The sequence below is a fragment of the Candidatus Magnetobacterium casense genome, from assembly GCF_019173545.1.
GTDB lineage: Bacteria > Nitrospirota > Thermodesulfovibrionia > Thermodesulfovibrionales > Magnetobacteriaceae > Magnetobacterium > Magnetobacterium cryptolimnobacter.
This window is the reverse complement of the sequence record NZ_JABXWD010000230.1, coordinates 1-5,657: the sequence shown is the minus strand read 5'-3', so window position 1 is coordinate 5,657 and position 5,657 is coordinate 1. Positions and strand designations below refer to the sequence as shown.

Annotated in this window: 7 protein-coding genes; 1 reads left to right on the top strand and 6 read right to left on the bottom strand. The window is 50.5% G+C overall.

The annotated features are described in order from the left end of the window. The first annotated feature begins 617 nt into the window (after nt 1–617). On the top strand, nt 618–1,799 hold the full coding sequence (locus tag HWQ67_RS11950) for a low temperature requirement protein A (RefSeq protein ID WP_218252919.1): 1,182 nt from the start codon (nt 618–620) through the stop codon (nt 1,797–1,799). A gap of 59 nt (nt 1,800–1,858) precedes the next feature. Here HWQ67_RS11950 and HWQ67_RS11945 read toward each other — a convergent pair whose 3' ends face one another. The 6 genes from HWQ67_RS11945 to rpsB are packed head-to-tail and all read right to left on the bottom strand — an operon-like array spanning nt 1,859 to nt 5,239. Beyond that, on the bottom strand, nt 1,859–2,329 hold the full coding sequence (locus tag HWQ67_RS11945; protein WP_218252918.1) for a TraR/DksA family transcriptional regulator: 471 nt from the start codon (nt 2,327–2,329) through the stop codon (nt 1,859–1,861). Then, on the bottom strand, nt 2,329–2,520 hold the full coding sequence (locus tag HWQ67_RS11940) for a hypothetical protein (protein ID WP_040336216.1): 192 nt from the start codon (nt 2,518–2,520) through the stop codon (nt 2,329–2,331). The genes HWQ67_RS11945 and HWQ67_RS11940 overlap by 1 nt, the downstream gene beginning before the upstream one ends. Then, nucleotides 2,517–3,074: a ribosome recycling factor gene (gene frr / locus HWQ67_RS11935; protein ID WP_218252917.1), complete on the bottom strand. Its 558-nt coding sequence runs from the start codon at nt 3,072–3,074 to the stop codon at nt 2,517–2,519. Before frr ends, HWQ67_RS11940 begins: the two co-directional genes overlap by 4 nt. Further along, complete coding sequence (gene pyrH, locus HWQ67_RS11930; protein WP_218252916.1) at nt 3,071–3,796, bottom strand: UMP kinase; 726 nt, start codon at nt 3,794–3,796, stop codon at nt 3,071–3,073. The genes frr and pyrH overlap by 4 nt, the downstream gene beginning before the upstream one ends. Before the next feature lie 13 nt (nt 3,797–3,809). Continuing rightward, entirely contained in the window at nt 3,810–4,463 is a 654-nt protein-coding gene (gene tsf / locus HWQ67_RS11925) for a translation elongation factor Ts (RefSeq protein WP_218252915.1), read from the bottom strand. Then, the gene (rpsB, locus tag HWQ67_RS11920; protein WP_218252914.1) at nt 4,463–5,239 is read right to left on the bottom strand and encodes a 30S ribosomal protein S2; all 777 of its coding nucleotides are present in this window, start codon (nt 5,237–5,239) and stop codon (nt 4,463–4,465) included. Before rpsB ends, tsf begins: the two co-directional genes overlap by 1 nt. Nucleotides 5,240–5,657: the final 418 nt, after the last annotated feature.

Sequence of the window (5,657 nt, the reverse complement as noted above, 5' to 3'; positions counted from 1 at the left end):
GTATCCTCTTTAAAAAGCAGGGTAAAAATTATTTCACGGTAAAAGGCATGGATTCCTGCTTTCGCAGGAATGACGGTTACAGCCGTTTTCCAAGTGTGTCATTCCTGGCTTGACCAGGAATCCAGGATGCGTAAAAGTATAGTTACCATGAAATTTAAAGAAGATACCTGTTTGCGTTATGTAAGCAATCAAAAGATGACAAACCAGAGTTTGAGAGAGCGTTTCTGCTTGCCTGAAAATAAGGCAGAAACGGTATCGCGTATTATCTCTGATGCTTTCACCGATGGATTAGTGAAGTTTGATGATCCTAATAACAGCTCCAGGCGGTACGCAAAGTATGTTCCATACTGGGCATGAGGTCTTATTTAGAAGCAAAGCTGAAAAGAAGAGGGTACAATGAAAAAACCATGTAATATCAAGGAACTTACATTTAGAAGCAAAACTAATAATCCGTCTGTTAAGGCCGATGCTATGGTACCACTCCATTCAAGAGTGATCACATTGATTTAAGCACAGCAACAATGCCATTATGAAGGTATAAAAGTGCCACAAATCCCGACTCCACGGTTGATTGTGGTGCTATCGAATCTAACAATGTTTTTTAATAAGGAGCGTTTATGAAGACAAACATATGGCAGCCCCCGCAATTACGCGCTGGCGCCCACACTGGCGAAGAAGAACGACACGCAACATGGTTTGAGCTGTTTTATGACCTCATCTTTGTGGTGGTTGTCGCGCAACTGGCGGATTTCCTAAAACACCATCTATCCATGACCGGATTTGCTCAATACATCTTTTTGTTCATACCGGTTTGGTGGTCGTGGGTGGGGGCAACATTTTACGCAACGCGCTTTGATACCGACGACATGGGACACCGAATGCTCACCATCTTGCAGATGTTTGCCGTAATGGCCATGGCCATCAGTGCCTCCAACGGCTTTGGTAAATCCTCCGTGGCATTTGCCCTGAGCTACGTGGCAGTGCGCATGGTGCTCATGGTGCAGTACCTCCGGGCCATGTACTACGTTAAGGATGCCGGTGTCTTGATCAAGGGCTATATGCTGGGGTTTTCCATTGCGGCGGCCATATGGTTTGTCTCCGTCTTTGTACCTGTCCCGTACCGGTTTATACTCTGGGGCATAGCAATAATTGTAGACTACGCAACCCCCCTAATCCTGGGCAAGGTGCAGGTCGAGTTTCCCCCACATCTTATGCACCTGCCGGAACGATTTGGGTTGTTCATCATAATAGTCCTCGGAGAATCTATATCGGGGGTTGTGCGCGGTATATACAACCTGAGCTGGACACCTGCATCACTGGCCACCGCCATAGCAGGACTCAGTATCGTCATCAGCCTATGGCTTATGTACTTCGAAAACCCCGATAGCACCGATATGTGGGATAAGCTGGAAGAACGGCTCTTCCACACCTACAACCTATGGATATATTCACACCTGCCACTGGCCATATTCATCACTGCAAGTGCCGTGGGGGTCGAGCTGATAATCTCCAGCTCCGCAAACCCCACACTAAACCCAACCCTGTCAGATAGTATACGATGGGTATTTTGCGGCTCCGTCATCTGTTGCCTGCTCACCTTGTGGACGGTCCGTTTTGCCTCTACCACAATCGTCAGTAAAACCAAACGAGACCCCGATATCCTGAGACTAATAACAGCCCTGACTATACTCATACTGGCCTTTGCAGGCAAACAGCTCTCACACCTCACCATCATTGCCATCGTTGCGGTCATGTGCGTAGTGGTAGTAGCCGTAGACCTGTATAAACAAAGTTCGTGACCCCTGCAAATTGCCCCTGCAAACGCCCCTGCCAGGGGTTTTTCACCGGAACGGGTCTGTTATTGAAACGAATGTTCCTTTTCTATCTCTTCTAGTTTTTCCCGTTTCTCCTTACACTCTACGCACATAGTTGCATATGGCAGCACCTTTAGACGCGCTTCGCTTATATGCACTCCACAATCTTCGCACACCCCATAGGAGCCATTCTTGATCTTCCTCAGCGCCTCGTCTATCTTGTTTAGCTTTATCTTATGGTGATGCAGCTTCTGCAAGATAATCTCTCCGGCAATATCCACCACAGACCAGTCGCCATCATCGAGGGCCGCCTCAACGAGTTGCTTCTCCTCGCCCCTGGTGAAGTTGGATATCTCCATCTTGGCCTCCTTCAGGAGCAGTTGACGTTCATGCAAGAGTACCTTCTTGACACCGTTGAGTCTGACCTCTTCCGGGGTGGGCGCCATGGCGTTGGCATCCTCTCTTCTGTCGTAATCGTCATCGTTTATGTCGGAATTTGTGTTGTTTATCGCCACTACTGTTGTCCCCCTTTCGTGTTGCCGTCCTGTGCGTTGACTACCTCCGGAGTGTTAGCCACCTCCGGGGTGCCCTCTTTATGTAGCTCGACAATACTCTTGACCTTAATACCGGCACCCTTTAACGCCTTCTGGATATCAGGCAGTTTGGCATCCTCCACCTTAAGCATAAAGTTTATCTGCAACGTCATACCTCCATTATCTCTTTGTCCTTGTGTGCAAGTACCTCGTCCACCGTCTTTATAAAGGCATCGGTAATCTTCTGCACCTCTGCCTGAGACTTCTTCGTATCATCTTCGCTGACGTGTTCGTCTTTTTCTAGTTTTTTAAGTTCGTCGTTTATCTCGCGCCGGATATTTCTGATGGCGATCTTTGCCTCTTCGGCCTTTTTCTTTGTCACCTTGACCAGTTGTTTCCTACGCTCCCCGGTCAACGGCGGGATGGGTATACGGACCATCTTACCGTCGTTCATTGGGGTAAGGCCGAGGTCTGATTTCAGGATCGCCTTTTCTATGTTTGGTATGATCTTCTGCTCCCAGGGGTGTATTGTGATCGTCTGCGGGTCTGGAAGCCCCAGGGTTGCTATCTGGTTTACAGGCATGTGGCTTCCGTGATAATCCACCGTGATTGAATCGAGCAGCGCAAGCGATGCCCTGCCCGTGCGTATCGATGCAAACTCCTTCTTGAGAAACTCTATCACGCCATTCATCCTGGAGTTGAGTTTCTGCTGAAGCTCCTTATTCATTCTGCATGTCCTCCTACTAAAGAACCTACCTTTTTCCCCAATACCGCGTCCTTGATGGCGCCCTTGTTCTTCAGGTTAAATATCATAATCGGGAGGTTGTTGTCCATGCACAGGGTGATGGCCGTGGAATCCATGACGGTCAGGCCACGGGCGAGTACCTCCTTATACGTGATAGAGTCAAAGCGCGTGGCGGTTGGGTTTTTTACGGGGTCGTCGCTGTATATGCCATCGACCTTAGTTGCCTTAAATATGACGTCGGCACCTATCTCCATGGCGCGCAGGGCGGCGGCCGTATCCGTAGTAAAGTATGGATTGCCCGTGCCTGCGGCAAAGATGACCACGCGACCCTTTTCCAGATGCCTGATGGCCTTACGTCTGATATAGGGTTCAGCCAACGCTCTCATTTCGATGGCCGATTGTACCCGCGTGGGGACGTCTATTTTTTCGAGGGAGTTTTGCAAGGCCAGGGCGTTAATGACCGTGGCAAGCATACCCATGTAGTCTGCCGTTGCCCGGTCTATGCCCTTGATGGATGCCCCCACTCCCCTGAATATGTTGCCTCCGCCTATGACTATGGCCATGTTGACGCCAAGTTCGTAGACGGCCTTGATCTCATCGGCGGCGTAGAGCACCATATCAGGCGATATGCCATAGCTCTCAGCGCCCATGAGGGCCTCGCCGCTTAACTTGATCAGCACTCTCTTGTATTTCGGTGTATCCATTGCCCGCTCTGTGCTACTGGGTGGCCGAGGCTGTGTCAACGTCACCACAACCGGCTGCTGCCGCTTCGTCCTGGAGCGTCTCACCCACCTGGTAGCGCACAAAGCGTCTGACCAGGATGTTTTCACCGACCTTGGCTATCTTGCCAGATATTATGTCCTGGATGGTCAATTTGCCTTCGGTGTCCTTTACAAATATCTGTTTGACCAGGCACGTGTCGGCGTAGAACTTGTCCAGCTTGCCTTCCACGATCTTGTCCACTATGTTGGCCGGTTTACCAACCACTTGTGCCCTGTATATGTCCTTTTCGCGCTCTACGACCTGCTCCGGAACATCGGAGGGATTTATGTAGGATGGATTGGCAGCGGCTATGTGCATGGCTATGTCCTTGGCCAGTTCCTTGAAGTCGTCCGTTTTGGCGACAAAGTCCGTTTCGCAGTTTAGCTCAAGCATCACGCCGATCTTGTCCATGTGGATGTAAGAAAAGACCACGCCCTGGGAAGCCTTTTTGCCAGAGCGTTTGGCTGCCGAGGCAAGTCCCTTTTTACGGAGCAGGTCCATTGCCTTGTTGAAATCCCCGTCGGTCTCCGTCAGGGCCTTCTTGCACTCCATCATGCCAACGCCGGTTTGTTCCCTTAGCTCCTTTACCATACTGGCTGAGATGCTCATTACGCTACTACCTCCTTTTGCTTTTCTTCTGCTTCTTCCATAGCCTTTTTCTCTTCTATCTGTGAATCCTGGACGCCATCGTCCATTTTTTTGTTGAGCACTGCCCTGCCCTCTAATATGGCGTCGGCTACCTTGGAGGTGACGAGTTTTACTGCCCGTATGGCGTCATCGTTGCCGGGGATAACGTAGTCTATGTTATCGGGGTCGCAGTTGGTATCGACAATGGCTATGATTGGGATGGAGAGTTTTTTGGCCTCCATAATAGCGATATTCTCCCGGCGCGGGTCTACGACAAAGAGTGCAGATGGCAGCACACGCATGTCCTTGATACCGCCGAGATTCTTCTGCAACTTTGTACGCTCCTTCTCAAGGGCCGATACCTCCTTTTTGGGAAGAACCTCGTAGGTACCATCGGCCTTCATGGCCTCGATCTTCTTGAGCTTTTCGATGCTCTTTTTGATGGTGGTGAAGTTTGTCAGCATACCGCCCAGCCAACGCTGGTTGACGTAGAAGGCGCCGGCCCTCTGTGCCTCTTCGGCTATGGAGTCCTGTGCCTGCTTTTTGGTTCCCACAAACAACATATCCGCACCCGCAGTTGCCATGTCCCTGATGTACATGTAGGCGTCCTCTATGCCTTTTACCGTCTTTTGCAGATCGATTATGTATATCCCGTTTCTTTCGCCGAAGATATATCTTTTCATCTTTGGGTTCCATCTCTTGATCTGATGTCCAAAGTGTACTCCGGACTCGAGCAATTCCTTCATCGAAACAACCATACTAAAAAAGTCCTCCTTTTCGGTTTAGCCTCCGCTTTCTCTGCCCCCCGTCTGGCGTGTGTGCCGGGTGTCTGGCGCCGGGCGCCGGGTGCCGGGGAGACCGAATTTGACGAGCCGGTTGTTATACACCGGCCATGCCATAAGCGTGCGTATTTCGGTTAGCATAGCACAGCCGTGTTGTCTTTTGCAAGATTTCGAGTGCGTGCAATACAAAAAAAAGGGGTATACTAAAATGACACAGTTTTTTTCAGGCATGATAATTGAGTGTGAAATAATGGGGTCAAGGGGACTTCTTCGTGCCTGGGGCGGCTCGCCCCTCCCCTTGCGGGGGGTTCTGAAGGGGGCCAGGAGCGCATTGAGCCGGGGGGCGCTGCCCCCTCCTGGAGCGACAAAGAAGCGGAGCCGCCCCTTTCTTTCT